Origin of the sequence: Reinekea marinisedimentorum (assembly GCF_004341165.1) — a bacterium.
In the GTDB taxonomy this organism is placed as follows: domain Bacteria; phylum Pseudomonadota; class Gammaproteobacteria; order Pseudomonadales; family Natronospirillaceae; genus Reinekea; species Reinekea marinisedimentorum.
This window is the reverse complement of the sequence record NZ_SLZR01000003.1, coordinates 182,890-196,840: the sequence shown is the minus strand read 5'-3', so window position 1 is coordinate 196,840 and position 13,951 is coordinate 182,890. Positions and strand designations below refer to the sequence as shown.

The following is a 13,951-nucleotide window of genomic DNA, read 5'->3' as shown; positions in this document are numbered from 1 at the left end:
CGCCCGCAGTGCCGGGGGGTCGCCGTTTCAGGCTACTTCAATTTCTTCCAGATAAAGCCCTTATCGGCCAGACGCTCAGCATTGGCAGAATCGGTAATGACCGCCTCAGTCTTGTTGCTGTCGACCAGATACTTACCGGCAACATCAACCAGCTGCTGACTGGTAACAGACAGAATCTTCTCACGGTACTGCTTGCGGAACTCATCGCTGCGGTTAAACAGCTGATTCTGATAAGCACCTTTGGCTTCACCGGCAGGTGACCCGGGCTTATCCAGAGAGCCGATAACACCCAGCACGGCCTGCTCAACCAACTCCTCAGCAATAGGCGTTTCCTGTAGCCAATTCAATGAGTTAGAGAAATCAGTTAAGGTTTCTTCTAACCTTGGGTCGCGATAGGAATAGAAGCGGAACACGCCGTTACTGTTGTCATGGCCAGCGCCACCGCCATACGCACCGCCCTGCTCACGAATAGACCGGTGCAGGTAGTTGTTGCGCAATACTCCCGCCAGCACCGTGAGCGCAGCTGAATCTTCATGGCTTGGGGCGACTGTTTTATAGGCTGCCGCACAGAAGTTCACCTGTGTATCGACACTCCAGGCCACATTTTTCTTCTCGGTGAGCGCAATGTTTTGTGCCGGAGAGTTTTGCTCGGCCCCAAAGGTCATACCACTGTCCAGCTGAATTTTTTCGAAACCGGCCAAATCATGCTTTTCACCCACTACCAGCGCATGCGGTGTAATCGCTTTGAATTTATTATGCAGTGCAACCAGTTTTTCCAGCCAGTCATTCATTTCTGAGCGGTTATCGGCCCAACCGTCAATCCAGCCTCTCAGCCGCGCAATCGCTGGCAAGCCTGCCTTGTTGTAGGTTAGCGCGCTGCCAACTGAATGGGCCGCAGAGCACGCCTGCATCGCCAATGTATGGCCGCTGCCAGTAATACCCTGAACCCGTCGTGAGCTCATCAGGTTTAGGTAATCGTAGATACGGTCGGTTTCATCGAAGCGCGCTTCCTGCCAGTGCTTCTGCATAATCGCGGTTAAATCGGCCACGTTGCGCTGCAATGCCTTACCGCTGAGTACCAGATAGCCATTTAGGTTGGAGGTGTCGGCAATGTTGGATTTGTAAATGCTGTACATGTTCACAGCGCCGGTTTTCGCCGCCTGCTGTTGCTGCATTTCCAGGTAATCAAACTCACCAGCGCCAAGCTCCGGCAGCATCGCCGTATACAGCGGCATTATTTGTTGCTCTTCAGGCGTTAATTGCGGAATAGCCCAGTACCATTGCAGGTAAGCCAAACCATTAGTGCCGGCGGAGTACTGAATAATAGGCGACTGTTTGTCTGCTTTAAGCGTTTTAACGTCGGGGTTTACATCCGCCAGTGTCACCTTGGGCAAAACTTCGCCGTCATCGTGCTGCTCCTGGCGAAGCTTGAGCTTCTGTGCGTTTTCGATGATGGTTTTCGTTTCGTCTTCAGTCAGCCTGCTCTGAATATAGGCCAGCCGGTCGAGCTCATGCTGCTGTTGGCATTCTTTGTATTCCGGGTCCGGATTAAACGTCATGCGCACGCGGTGAGCGTTGTTCAGCAACTGGCGCTGAATTAACTGCCCGATGTAGCCCGACTGCTTGGCATTTTTACGCAGTTGATCCAGTGCCTGGTCTATATCCAACGCATCAATGACTGAGCCGCCATGGGTTGCTGCGCCAGTGACGGAGAAAATCAGTTGCAGACCGTAGGGGTAGCTATCGCCCGTTACTTCACGCTGGGAAAGCTCCAGCTGGTGCAACATGGCTTCAATTTCATCTTCATCAAAGCCTTCTTCGGCGATTTTAGCCAAAGAATCCAGAATCAGTTGTTCAAATTCACCGGCCTTATCTGCCGATGTGCCCTCAACACCACACATGAAAATCATTTCACGATTGGAGTCATCCAGACCACACAGTGGTGACGGGCTGGTCCCGATACCGCAGGTTTCCAGTACATGACGCAACGGTGATGCGCTGTTATCCAACAGTAGGTCGCTCAACAGATGCGCTTCAAGCTGCTCGACTAAATTAGCGCTTTCACCCAACAGCCATCCCATTGTCAGGTAGCTCTTGTTTTCAACGTCGCCTTCCAGAGGATAGGCGTCTTCAACCCTAAGCACACGGTTGAAGCGCTTTTCAAGGGGCACTGAAAGCTTGTGATCCAGCGGCTGGAAGCGGCTGAAAGACTGGGCTTCCACTCTTTCCTGGATGTCGGCAGCAGGTCTGTCACCAAAGGTGAAAATAGTGGCGTTAGACGGGTGGTAATGCGTTTTATAAAAGGACTTCAGCTGCGCGTAGGTCAAATCCGGAATGTGTTCGGGATCACCACCGCTGTTGTAGTGGTAGGTGTTGGTCGGGTACAGATAGCTCTTCATCGACTGATACAGCTGCGATACCGGAGAGCTCATTGCGCCCTTCATCTCATTAAAGACAACGCCCTTAAACTGCAGCTTGGTATTGGCATCATCGGGTTTTTCAAATTCCAGACGATGGCCTTCCTGCAGGAAGTCCAGCTCATCGAGACGGGAGAAAAACACCGCATCGAGGTAAACAGAGAGCAGGTTTTCATAATCCTTGGCGTTTTCGCTGGCAAACGGGTATGCCGTCCAGTCGCTGCTGGTCATGGCGTTCATGAAGGTGTTCAGCGAACGCCGGGTCATCATGAAGAATGGATCGCGAACCGGGTACTTTTCAGAACCGCACAGGGCGGTATGTTCCAGTATGTGCGCAACACCGGTTGAATCTTCAGGCATGGTCCGTAACGAAACCATGAACACATTTTCTTTACTGTCGCTGGCCAAATGAAAGTGTTCAGCGCCGGTATTGGTATGCCGGTAATGCTCCAGGCGAACATTGAGTGATTCGACGTATCGGGATTCAACCAGAGCGAAAGCTTTATGAGGCGCTGGGCAAGGAGTATTCAAATTCATTAAGCGTCAATCCTAAATTACCGACTAAAATTGCATTATTATAGTGAGGCAGTTTTAATCGTTTTAAAGGGCGATGGCAGCGGTACTTTAGTCGCCGCCAAATTCGCCCGGAAACAGGAATCTTCAAGCTTAGGTCGGCTGGGGGCGTCAATGCAAGCTTTGTTAACTGACCCTGATTGCTTTCATCCTGTTTCGAAATACGTAGAATACGCGCCCCAAAAATGAATTAGAGGTTGTTATGGCGGAGTTTATTCAGGGTCAACGCTGGTTGGTCGATAGTGAACCGGAACTGGGATTGGGCATGGTTCAGAGCACCGATGCCAGAGCGGTTACTCTGTATTTCCCTGAATGCGATACAGAGCGCCAGTACGCCCTGCGTGACGCGCCGCTGACACGCCTGGTATTAGAAGTGGGCGATACGCTGGAGCATCGCGATCAGGGTTCTCTGGAGGTTCAGGAGGTTCATGAAATCAACGGGCTGTTGATTTATCAGACTACCGATGACCAGATGGTGCCTGAAACCGAGCTTTCAGATACCGTTAAGCGCAATAACCCGGTAATGCGCTTGCTGACCGGCCAGACCGACCACCCTAATTGGTTCTCTTTCCGCTCTGCACTGAACAAAGGCACACAGGCTATCTGGAACGCGCAGATGAACGGCCTGCTGGGTACCCGCTCTACGCTGCTGCCCCATCAGCTTTACGTTGCCATTAAAGCAACCGAGCATACCCATGTTCGCGCCCTGCTTGCCGATGAGGTTGGCCTCGGTAAAACCATTGAGGCCGGTTTGATCATCAACCGCCTGGCCCAGCAGGGTCGTGCTAAGCGCATTCTGATTGCCGTACCTGAGGCTTTGCAGGCTCAATGGCTGGTTGAATTAATCCGTCGTTTCTCTCTGTTCTGTGAAATGTACCAAAACGCCGAACACGACTTCGCCATCGGCCAGGTACACCTGGTAACGCACAAACAGCTGAGAAGCCTGGATACCCTGCTTGAAATTGATTCTCACGACTGGGACATGCTGGTTGTGGATGAAGCGCACCACCTTCCAACGGCCAACAACCCTGGAGTGCCTCACTGGTCTACTATTGCTGCCCGCACCGACCACCTGTTGCTGCTCACCGCAACGCCCGAGCAATTAGGCCTGGAAGCTCACTTTGGCCGCTTACAGCTGCTGGATGCCGGACGCTTCTCGGATTTTGAACAATACAAAAAAGATGAAGAATCCTTCTCGGAACTGACCGAGCTGGCTACTGCGCTTAATGCCAACACGGTCAGTGCCGAACAGGCTAAGCAGCTCGAAACTCTGGGCATTTCCTGGCCGCAGGAACACAATGCCGCATTGGCCGCACTGCTTGATCGCCATGGCACCGGTCGTGTGGTTTACCGTAATACGCGTAAAGGCGTTGATGGCTTCCACGAGCGCAAAACCGATGTTGAAGTTTTTGCCGAAGACGAAAGCCGTATCAAGGCTTTGGCCAGCTGGTTGAAGGCACACAGCAGTGAAAAGATTCTGCTGATTACTCACACCAAAGAAGATGCTAAAGACCTCGGTTTTCAACTTCGCCACCAGTATGCGATCGATGCCAGCATTTTCCATGAAGATCTCGACCTGATTGAGCGAGACCGCGCCGCTGCCCACTTCGCTGATGATGAGGACGGCGCTCAAATTCTGGTCTGCTCGGAAATTGGCGGCGAAGGTCGTAACTTCCAGTTCTGCCATCACCTGATCTTATGGGACCTGCCGAGTCACCCGGATATGCTCGAGCAACGCATCGGCCGTTTGGACCGTATTGGCCAAACTCAAACCATTCAGATTCATGCGTTCCTGCTCGAAAACTCCGACGACCTGGCTCGCTTCAACTGGTACAACAATACACTGGATTGCATCAACCAGATTCAACCGGCCGCCGGCGCTATTCATGAAAAGTACGCCGAGCAGTGGTTCCAGGATGCCAGCACGCAACTGGCTGACGAAATCAAAGCAGAAATGGCTGAATTGACTGTGCAGCTTGAAAGTGGCCGTGACGTGCTGCTGGAGCTCAACTCCTGTCGTCAGCCTGAGGCAAACGAAATTAAAAGCGCGATTGAAAGCCTGGAGGAAAACCACCCCCTACCGGTTGTTGAAATGGCGGCTAACCTGCTGAACCTGCATTTTGAATCGATTTCAGAGGGCGTTTTTGAGCTGATTCCTTCCAGCAACATGATGATCCCTACCCTGCCCGGTATTCCGGATGGTGGCGCTGTGGTTACCTTTGACCGGAAAATTGCCAGCTCGCGCGAAGACACGCTGTTCCTTTCATGGGAGCATCCGTTTATTCAGGGTTTGCTGGACATTTTGGAAGGCACCGACCTGGGCCAGGCCAGTATTGCTGTGCTGGAAACCGAGCAGGTACCTGCCGGCAGCCTGCTGATGGAGGTTCAGTGGTCGGTCACCATTCCTCAGCTGTATGTTCATGCTATTAAGCCACACATCACTGAGTCGGTATTCCGTACACTGGTGCTCGAAGGCGGCAATAAGGATTTGAACGACATTCTGAAAGAAGAATCTCTGCAGCAGCAGGTAAAATCTATGCCTGTGAAGATTGCCCGCAAGATGATCCGTCAGGCCAAAGATCGTATTTCACCGCTGTATGAATTAAGCCAGCAGTTTGCCAAAGATCGCTTCAGCGCTGTTGCTGCCGAGGCAGCGGATGCCCTGACAGCACACAATGTTGCCCGTCTGGAACGTATGAAGTACCTGGCCACGGTTAACAAACTGGTAACGGAAGAAGACGTCGCTGCGCTGAGCGATCAAATTAAAGATGAAGCGGAGGCCATGGCTCAATGTGAGTTTGCAACCAGCAGCGCCCGTTTAATCCTTTGTGCGCCTCCAGGCTCTATCTAACAGAGTCTTTATAAAATCAGGACCGGTTTTTTACTGGCAATGGCTTAAAAACTGGTTTACCTTGTTCTCAGGCATGATTCCGCATTGGGCTTCCATTGCGGGTCAGGCACTGAGAACGACCTTCAAATAAAACAAAAACTAGAAGAAAAATAATATGAAGGAAACAATCCTTATAGATTACCCCCACGCCAGTATGGTGCGTGTCACGCTGAATCGACCTGAAACCGGCAATGCATACGACGATGAAATGGTTTGTGCACTGATAACCGCTTTCGATGAATTCAAACAGGACGAAGACTTAAAGCTCATCTGCATAACCGCTGAAGGCGACGACTTTTGCCGCGGCCTGGATTCCAGCTGGCACCAGCAACGACTTGATGCCGGCAGGGCTGAGCATCAGAACGATTCCGAACAGCTCTCAAGGCTGTTTCATACCCTTTATCAGATGCCTATCCCTACTCTGGCGACGGTGCGCGGTGAAGCCAATGCCGCCGCGGTGGGTCTTATCTGCTGTTGTGACATTGTGCTGGCATGTGAATCCAGCAGCTTTACCATTATGGAAATGGAGTACGGCCAGGTACCCGCGCTGCAAAGCCCTTATCTAGTTAAGGCTATCGGTGAGCGCGCAGCCCGGTACTATGCGCTGAGCGGTGAAAAAATCACCAGTCATACTGCGCTTCAGCTCGGTTTAATTCATAAGCTGGTGCCTAAAGAGGAGCTGGAGCTGGTTACTGAACTGAACATTCAGCGAATTCTGCGACACAGCAATCTGTCTTTGCGACAGACTAAATCGATGATTAACCTCAGTGCCACCGAGGCTTATGACGAGTCACTGATAGATACGCTGATCGACTGCTCAACCGACATCAGGGTTTCGCAAATGGAAGGTATGAAGCTGCGGGAGACAGGCTGAGCATTCTGCTCGCCTGCCCTCAGTTATTGTTTCAGCTGGCTGATTGCTTACCAGCTCAGATGTTCGCTTATAGAACCGGAGGTTTTAATAGTAAGCCGTACCCGGAAGCTTGGTAATCAGGTCTACTTCAAAACGTTTCAGCCAGTTGCTCTGCGGCTCTTCTTTCGTGACTTCAAGATTCCCGTCTTTCATACCCACCCAGAAGATTTCGTCATCCAGCTTGGCTACCTGCCAACAGTGGTTCAGGTTCATCTTGCGGCCAACATCCTGCCTGAGCTGAAAAGCCAGTTCAGGGCTGTGAATGATCATTCCCGATTCGGTATTAATGAAAGCCGAGCGCAGGTTAAAGTTCATGGAGCCGACATAAACCGTTTCATTGTCAAAAATGGCCGTCTTAGCGTGCAGTGCGTTTTTATCATTGGTGGTGCAGCCAAGCTCAGTGCAAACAGAGAATTCAGGCCGCATCTCAAACAGATTCATCCCGGTATCCAGCATCTGATCACGGAACAGCGCATAGCTTGCATGATTGATAATCAGGTTGTTTGAAGCCAGTGAGTTGGTCAGGACACTGACTTCAACCCCATTACTGATGATTTCTTTGAGGTCTTGTAGATCCTGCTCATCCATGACGAAATAGGCTGACTCAATAATAATTTCTTCTTCCGCCTCCCGAATCATGCTTCCCAGCTTTCGGGCGACCTGCTTTAGCTCATCGTTATTGCCGAAACGCTGATAACCGGCAGGCGTATCTGCTATAAACTCAGAAGGTGCCCAGATAAAGGCGTCTTTCAGCATTTGCAGATGGGCGTCTTTTTCAAGCTGAGTAAACTGGTACGGCTGGTTCAGCTCGGTACTGAAGCCCTCCGATAAAAACTCTTTAAGCGGGAACGAGTTCTCCGCCAACTGTTTACCCGGGTTGAGCTGACTGACCGATATAGCCCACGGGCTGTTCCAGTAGTCTTCAAAGCTTGCGGTTACCTCCTCGACAACAGGTCCAACACTGAGAATATCGGCATCGTAAAAATTCATTTCATCGCTGTAACCGAAGTAGTGATCACCAATATTTCTGCCACCGACAATAGCCAAGGTGCCGTCTGCAATCAGTGATTTATTGTGCATACGTTGATTGAGCCGCTCAAAGTAAATGGCAAAGCTCACCAATCTGCCGAAGCCAGTCTTAGCAACAAAGGGGTTATAAACGCGCACCTCAACGTTAGGCACCGTCTGAATTAAGGCTAACTCGTCGTTTCTGTCGGCAATGCTGAAGCCATCGATCAGAATGCGTACTTTAACCCCGCGCTCAGCCGCTGCCAGCAGGCTTTGCAGGAAAAGCTTGCCGGATGTATCGCTGTTCCAGAGGAAGTACTGAACATCCAGGGTATTCTCGGCCAAATCGGCCAGCCACAGTCGTTCGGAAAGTGAATTGGGCGCATTCAGCAGCAAATGATGGCCGGAGTTGCCTTGGTTTTCCTCGACCACACCAGCAAGCGCACGGCTTAATGTTGTCTCTGTTTTCTGATCTGATGCAGCAAGCTTCAGCGGCTCCTCATTTATTGGGAGCACACTACAGCTGGAGAGTACCAGCATCAGATAAACAGGGATTAATTGAGAAGTAAGGTTTTTAAACCTCATCATGTCGTTAAGATACCAATGATTATTAAGTGAAACAGCACGCTAGTGTAAACGTTTGTCCGCTATAAATTAGAGCGCTGAAAGTCACATTTCTTATGGAAATTAATACTAAGCCGGCGATTCCTGCTCCAGCGCGGCGCTCAAAAATGGCATAAGCAGACCCATTACGTCCTCAATGCTGGAGTCAACTCCGGTATCTTCAATGGCCATATTTCTGAGTACTTCGAAGCTCGACATGGTAAATACAACCGAGCCAATGGCGAAATGAATGCGCCAGAAAATTTCCCTGGAAGATAAATCCGGGTGCGCCTGCTTCAGGTAGTTAATAAAACGCCGGTAAGTGACGGCATAGTTTGCAAACAGAAACCGGCGCAGGTGCGCCTGAGCCTGCGTATAAGCCAGGCCCAGCAAGCGCATAAAGACGGAAAGCTTTTTATCGCGAACACCGGGTTCTACGCCAACCAGCATGGTTTTAACCAGTACACCCAACACATCATTGAAATTCGGCTCGGCCTTCAGCTCCGAAAGTTTATCCAGTTCTTTATCCAGTTTGTGTGTGAACGGCGTTAAAAAGCGGCCAAAAACCGCCTGAACCAGCTCTTTCTTGGAGCCAAAGTGGTAATTAACAGCGGCTAAATTCACCTTTGCTTTAGTCGTGATCATGCGCAGCGAAGTTTCCGAAAAGCCTTTTTCGGCAAACAACTCTTCCGCTGCGTCAAGAATTCTTGTCACTGTATCGGGCTGGCTCATGGTGACTCCTGATAATCCAAACGATCGTTTTAAATTTGAGGATAATTGTAATTAAATCTAATTGCAGCAATTAATTAACAAGATCAAAGAGTTAGATTGCACAGGATGGATCCGTACCGAATTTTCAAACGTATGAATAGTCAAACCCCGAGTTACTACTTTTTAATGAGAGCGGGGGCTTGTAATAAAACGTTCTTATCGTAAAACTAAGTTGCTAAACCTTGATTTGACGGTGATTACCCACATAATTAAGGCATTACAACGTACACATCAACCGGAGGTGGCTTAAATGGCCCAGTACGATCAGATTGCGAGTGTCGGTCGTCAATCGACATTAGCAACGAATAAAGTTCTTAAGAATACTTACATGTTGCTATCCATGACATTGGTATTCAGTGCCGTAACAGCTCTTGTTGCTATGGCCGTTGGCATTTCGCCTATGGTCTCCATGATCATGATGTTTTCTGCCATAGGTATTATTTGGTTCGTGTTACCACGCACTTATGAATCCAGCATGGGGATTGTCTGGACATTCGTGTTCACCGGCTTGCTGGGTGCCAGCCTTGGCCCAATGCTTACTTACTACCTGGCGATGCCTTCCGGCCCCGCTATTGTTGCTCAGGCACTGGGTGGTACCGCCATTGTGACCTTTGCGCTGTCTTTTTACGCACTGGCCACTAAGAAAGACTTCAGTTTCCTGATGGGCTTCCTGATGGTGGGTATGGTCGTGATTGTGGCGGCGATTATTGCAAACATTTTCCTGAGCATTCCTGCTCTGAGCATTGCAATTTCAGCAGCCGTCGTACTGATCATGTCGCTGATGATTCTGTTCGATACCAGCCGTATCGTAAATGGTGGCGAGACCAACTATATTCGCGCTACAACCAACCTGTATATGGATATCTACAACCTGTTTATCCATCTGTTGAGCCTGGTTGCTGCTTTAACCGGCAACGACTGATCAGCTAACGGGTTATGAAGAAGCCGCTTTATGCGGCTTTTTTTTCAACTGTATGATCTACTTGCACTATTCACTTTAACCTTTTAGGCCTTATGAAATATCAGCTCAATGTCTACGGTTCACCGCTGGGCAGCAACGCCGCCAGAGAGGCACTGCAATTTGCACAGCTCTGCCTAAACAGAAACCACATCGTGGTGCGCTGTTTTTTTTATTTTGATGCGGTCTATACCGGCTTGTCTGCGCAAAGCCCCTCCAGCGATGAATTGGATCTGCTCGCCGGCTGGCAAGGCCTGGCTGCAAATAACATCCCGCTGTTTTTATGCATTGCCGCGGCAACCAACCGCGGTGTAATGGATGAAACCGAAGCCCAACGCTATGAACAGCCAATGGCGACCGCCGATCGCTGTTTTGAACTGACTGGGCTGGGCCAATGGGCATCTGGCTTTGTCGATGCCGATAGAATCATAACCTTCAAGTAGCTGAGACTGATGAGTTTTAACCTGATTATTGTTAAGAGCCCCAGTTATCTCGGACGTTCACACCTTGAATCGATTGAGGCCCTGATGAGTCTGGGACTTTTTGAGATTGAGCACCGGGTAGTCTTCTTTGAGTCCGGCATCAGCTGGCTGCTGACCGGTCAGCAGCCTGAGCAGGAAAAGTCCATCGAGAAGCAACTGAATGCCCTGCCAATGTATGGCACTGAAAACCTGTATTTTGTTGAGGAACATGCCGGTCAACTGTTTCCGGGCCAACAACTCAATGAAAATACCGCTGCCGTTACTGAAGATACCCTTGTCAGCTGGATGCACGGCGCCGACCATATAGAGGTATTTGGCTGATGTTGATAAATTTAACTGGATTACCAACCGGCACAGAGCTCGAGTTTTTAAACCGGGTATTCACTTCCGGCGCTCCCGCTGTGTGTATGGTGACCGGCAGCGCACTGCCCTTGATATTCCGGCAGAAGCCCTTCAACGCTGAGTGTGTGGTCAGAGCAGCCGATGCCAATAAACTCGGCGGCACCATACACAGCTCCTGGCAGTTAATCTCGGATGACGAATGGTTAACGCTGACGGAAACCCATAAAACAGTGAGTTGGTAACCGATGTCTTACGAAACAGATCACCTTGGTTTTTTATTAAATGCGCAAAGCTGGGATAAGGGCTGGACCGAAACCGTGGCAAAAAACCTATCCCTGAACCTGGAGCCTCTGGATCTGGAAATTGTTGAATCCTTACGCGCTTTCTATTTTGAATTCGATCTATCACCACCTATGCGGCCCCTGGTTAAGCACATCAAAACGACGTTTGGTGCAGATATTGGCAACAGCATATGGTTAATGAAACGTTACGGCGAAAGCCCGGCCCGGGTATTAGCTCAGCTTGCGGGTTTGCCCAAACCGAAAAATTGCTTATGAAGGTTAACGATATGACAGATACGTTCTCTATGCCCCTGATCATCCGAGCCCTTGGCCGCGGTAAAAAAGGCACCAGAAACCTGACGGAAGCTGAAGCTGGCTTTGTTATGAGCGCCATTCTGGATGGCTCCATAACCCCTGCGCAGCTGGGTGCCTTTTTAATGCTCATGCGGGTTAAAGAAGAAACTGCGGAAGAGCTCAGCGGCATGGTGAGCGCGGCTGAGCAACATATTCAGGCGCCGGAGTGCTCCGTAGACGTAAACTGGCCGGCGTATGCCGGTAAGAAAAAACAGCCGTCCTGGTACATGCTGGCAGCCAAGCTGCTGGCGGAAAACGGCATAAAAATTCTGATGCACGGCGGAGGCGAACACACAGAAGGTCGCCAGTATGCTGCAAATATCTGCTCGGCATTGAACATCCCTTCGGTTTCAACACTTAGCGAAGCTGCCGAGGCCATTGGCAAGCATTCTATCGCTTATATCCCGTTAAACAGCTTCTCACCGGTGTTATCCGGCCTGATCGACATGAAAGCGGAGCTTGGGCTGCGTTCACCAGTGAATACGCTGGTGCGCCATTTAAACCCCTTTAAGGCTAAAACCACACTCCAGGGAATGTTTCACCCGGCCTATATGCCTCTGCATCACGATACCGCCGTTCAGCTAAACCAGAACAACAACATTGTTTTGAAGGGTGATGGCGGCGAATTTGAGGTACGTCCAGACAGTGAAACGGCCGTATCCATTAATGCCGAAAATCTTTCTGAAATGAGCGTTGTGCCCCCTGTCCTTGCAGCAAGAGCCATCCGCCCGGAAACCGTCAGCCTGGAACCACTGATGGATCTTTGGAACGGGAAAACAGCCAATGAATATGGTGAGCAGGCGGTGATTCAAACAGCTGCGTTGGTGCTGGCTGTACACCAGCACACTTCACCGGAAGCTGCCCACACACTGGCTTTACAGTGGTGGACCAACCGTAAACCACTACAGGCCTAAGCCTGAAACCAGTTGAGGTGAGAGTGTAACGAAACCACCTCACCGACAATGGTCAATGTGGGTGCCTGGGGTTTCTCACGCAGTACGATTTCCGGCATGGTTCCCAGCGTGCCGATTATGACCCGCTGTTCCGGTGTCGTACCCTTCTGAATCAGCGCCATCGGCGTATCAGCATGACGACCGTGCTTAATCATTTCTTCGCAGATGGTGTTGATACCTGCCAGGCCCATATAAAACACCAGAGTCTGAGCGGGTACGACCAGCTCTTTCCAGGGCAGATTCATGGTGCCGTCTTTTAAATGGCCGGTCACAAAGCGCACCGACTGGGCATAATCGCGGTGAGTCAGCGGAATGCCGGAATAGGATGCACAGCCGGATGCTGCGGTAATTCCCGGCACCACCTGAAACGGCACGTTGTGCTCGGCCAGCAGGTCGATCTCTTCACCTCCACGGCCGAAAATGAAAGGATCACCGCCCTTCAATCGCAGTACGCGTTTACCTTCCAATGCTAAATCGAGCAACTGCTGATTGATCTGCTCCTGCGGCAGTGCATGGTTGGCACGGCGCTTACCGACGTAAACTCGTTCGGCGTCGCGGCGCACCAGCTCCATAATTTGCGGTGATACCAGCGCATCGTAAAGCACAACATCAGCCTGCTGCATCAGCCTCAGTGCTTTAAATGTCAGTAAATCCGGATCGCCCGGACCGGCACCAACAAGATAAACCTCGCCACGACTGCGAAGCTTTGGGTTATTCAGCTCTGCTTCCAGCGAGGCCTCGGCCTGCTTCAGCCTGCCGGCATAAACATGCTCCGCAATGACGCCATTTAGTACCTTTTCCCAGAATGACAGGCGATCATCCATCCGGCTGAATTTTGCTTTAACCCGGCTGCGGAATTTAGATGCCAGCTGTGCCAGCTGGCCATAGCTGGCAGGAATGGTACTTTCCAGCTTGGCACGGATACTTCGGGCCAATACCGGCGCTTGGCCACTGGAAGTAATGGCAACAATTAACGGGTTGCGGTCAACAATTGAGGGGAAGATGCAGTTACATAAGTCTGGCGAGTCAACGACATTCACCAGCAGGCCTTTTGCCTTAGCCTGGTCGCTAACCTCTTTGTTCAGTGCACTGTTATCGGTGGCAACCACAACCAGCGCACAGTCGTTCAAATCTTCTGGTTTGTATTCACGCTGTTCGCAAGTGCAACTGGCTTTTGCCTGAATTTCAGCGTGAACCTCTTTGGCAACAACATGAATACTGGCGCCACTCTTTTCCAGCAAGGTGATTTTTCTTAAGGCTATTGTGCCACCACCTACTACCAGAACCTTTTGGCCATTGAAGCGATGAAAAAGCGGAAAATAATCCAAACTACCACCTTCTAAGCAAGTTAAACGGTTAATACATAGTTTAAAAAAGCCCCTTTCGGGGCTTTCTTTAGATCGTGT

12 protein-coding genes are annotated in these 13,951 nt (G+C 50.5%); 8 read left to right on the top strand and 4 right to left on the bottom strand.

The features are described from left to right. Positions 1 to 32 precede the first annotated feature (32 nt). On the bottom strand, positions 33 to 2,954 hold the full coding sequence (locus BCF53_RS05015) for an insulinase family protein (protein ID WP_132700416.1): 2,922 nt from the start codon (positions 2,952 to 2,954) through the stop codon (positions 33 to 35). A 238-nt stretch (positions 2,955 to 3,192) separates the two neighbouring features. On the opposite strand from BCF53_RS05015, the gene BCF53_RS05010 reads away from it, so the two are divergent. Together BCF53_RS05010 and BCF53_RS05005 are read left to right on the top strand one after the other, a co-directional pair. Further along, positions 3,193 to 5,841: a helicase-related protein gene (locus BCF53_RS05010; RefSeq protein ID WP_132700415.1), complete on the top strand. Its 2,649-nt coding sequence runs from the start codon at positions 3,193 to 3,195 to the stop codon at positions 5,839 to 5,841. A 154-nt stretch (positions 5,842 to 5,995) separates the two neighbouring features. Continuing rightward, positions 5,996 to 6,754, top strand: a complete 759-nt coding sequence (locus BCF53_RS05005) for an enoyl-CoA hydratase-related protein (protein WP_132700414.1) — start codon at positions 5,996 to 5,998, stop codon at positions 6,752 to 6,754. A gap of 84 nt (positions 6,755 to 6,838) precedes the next feature. Here the strand turns inward: BCF53_RS05005 and BCF53_RS05000 are convergent, their stop codons facing one another. Together BCF53_RS05000 and BCF53_RS04995 are read right to left on the bottom strand one after the other, a co-directional pair. Next, positions 6,839 to 8,389, bottom strand: a complete 1,551-nt coding sequence (locus BCF53_RS05000) for a phospholipase D family protein (protein ID WP_132700413.1) — start codon at positions 8,387 to 8,389, stop codon at positions 6,839 to 6,841. 105 nt (positions 8,390 to 8,494) lie between these two features. Further along, positions 8,495 to 9,136: a TetR/AcrR family transcriptional regulator gene (locus BCF53_RS04995; RefSeq protein ID WP_132700412.1), complete on the bottom strand. Its 642-nt coding sequence runs from the start codon at positions 9,134 to 9,136 to the stop codon at positions 8,495 to 8,497. A gap of 289 nt (positions 9,137 to 9,425) precedes the next feature. On the opposite strand from BCF53_RS04995, the gene BCF53_RS04990 reads away from it, so the two are divergent. From BCF53_RS04990 to BCF53_RS04965, 6 genes are all read left to right on the top strand, one after another. Beyond that, positions 9,426 to 10,097 carry a Bax inhibitor-1/YccA family protein gene (locus BCF53_RS04990; protein WP_132700411.1) on the top strand — a complete coding sequence of 224 codons (672 nt, stop codon included), beginning with the start codon at positions 9,426 to 9,428 and terminating at the stop codon, positions 10,095 to 10,097. Between the two features lie 92 nt (positions 10,098 to 10,189). Continuing rightward, a complete protein-coding gene (tusD, locus tag BCF53_RS04985) occupies positions 10,190 to 10,576 on the top strand; it encodes a sulfurtransferase complex subunit TusD (protein ID WP_132700410.1) in 387 nt (128 codons plus the stop codon). An 84-nt stretch (positions 10,577 to 10,660) separates the two neighbouring features. Then, positions 10,661 to 10,936 carry a hypothetical protein gene (locus tag BCF53_RS04980; protein WP_243645771.1) on the top strand — a complete coding sequence of 92 codons (276 nt, stop codon included), beginning with the start codon at positions 10,661 to 10,663 and terminating at the stop codon, positions 10,934 to 10,936. After that, the gene (locus BCF53_RS04975; RefSeq protein ID WP_132700408.1) at positions 10,936 to 11,199 is read left to right on the top strand and encodes a hypothetical protein; all 264 of its coding nucleotides are present in this window, start codon (positions 10,936 to 10,938) and stop codon (positions 11,197 to 11,199) included. Before BCF53_RS04980 ends, BCF53_RS04975 begins: the two co-directional genes overlap by 1 nt. Positions 11,200 to 11,202: 3 nt before the next feature. Continuing rightward, a complete protein-coding gene (locus tag BCF53_RS04970) occupies positions 11,203 to 11,514 on the top strand; it encodes a TusE/DsrC/DsvC family sulfur relay protein (protein ID WP_132700407.1) in 312 nt (103 codons plus the stop codon). A gap of 11 nt (positions 11,515 to 11,525) precedes the next feature. Then, a complete protein-coding gene (locus tag BCF53_RS04965; protein ID WP_165901812.1) occupies positions 11,526 to 12,506 on the top strand; it encodes a glycosyl transferase family protein in 981 nt (326 codons plus the stop codon). On the opposite strand, the gene cysG is transcribed toward BCF53_RS04965, so the two are convergent. Beyond that, a complete protein-coding gene (cysG, locus tag BCF53_RS04960; RefSeq protein ID WP_132700405.1) occupies positions 12,503 to 13,873 on the bottom strand; it encodes a siroheme synthase CysG in 1,371 nt (456 codons plus the stop codon). The two genes, BCF53_RS04965 and cysG, sit on opposite strands and share 4 nt — an antisense overlap. Between the last annotated feature and the right edge of the window lie 78 nt (positions 13,874 to 13,951).

Coding starts and splice junctions, on each gene's coding strand:
- BCF53_RS05000 (WP_132700413.1), bottom strand. CDS start 8,389: ATGATGAGGTTTAAAAACCTTACTTCTCAATTAATCCCTGTTTATCTG.
- BCF53_RS04995 (WP_132700412.1), bottom strand. CDS start 9,136: ATGAGCCAGCCCGATACAGTGACAAGAATTCTTGACGCAGCGGAAGAG.
- BCF53_RS05015 (WP_132700416.1), bottom strand. CDS start 2,954: ATGAATTTGAATACTCCTTGCCCAGCGCCTCATAAAGCTTTCGCTCTG.
- BCF53_RS05005 (WP_132700414.1), top strand. CDS start 5,996: ATGAAGGAAACAATCCTTATAGATTACCCCCACGCCAGTATGGTGCGT.
- BCF53_RS04965 (WP_165901812.1), top strand. CDS start 11,526: ATGACAGATACGTTCTCTATGCCCCTGATCATCCGAGCCCTTGGCCGC.
- BCF53_RS04970 (WP_132700407.1), top strand. CDS start 11,203: ATGTCTTACGAAACAGATCACCTTGGTTTTTTATTAAATGCGCAAAGC.
- BCF53_RS04980 (WP_243645771.1), top strand. CDS start 10,661: ATGAGTCTGGGACTTTTTGAGATTGAGCACCGGGTAGTCTTCTTTGAG.
- tusD (WP_132700410.1), top strand. CDS start 10,190: ATGAAATATCAGCTCAATGTCTACGGTTCACCGCTGGGCAGCAACGCC.
- BCF53_RS04975 (WP_132700408.1), top strand. CDS start 10,936: ATGTTGATAAATTTAACTGGATTACCAACCGGCACAGAGCTCGAGTTT.
- BCF53_RS04990 (WP_132700411.1), top strand. CDS start 9,426: ATGGCCCAGTACGATCAGATTGCGAGTGTCGGTCGTCAATCGACATTA.
- BCF53_RS05010 (WP_132700415.1), top strand. CDS start 3,193: ATGGCGGAGTTTATTCAGGGTCAACGCTGGTTGGTCGATAGTGAACCG.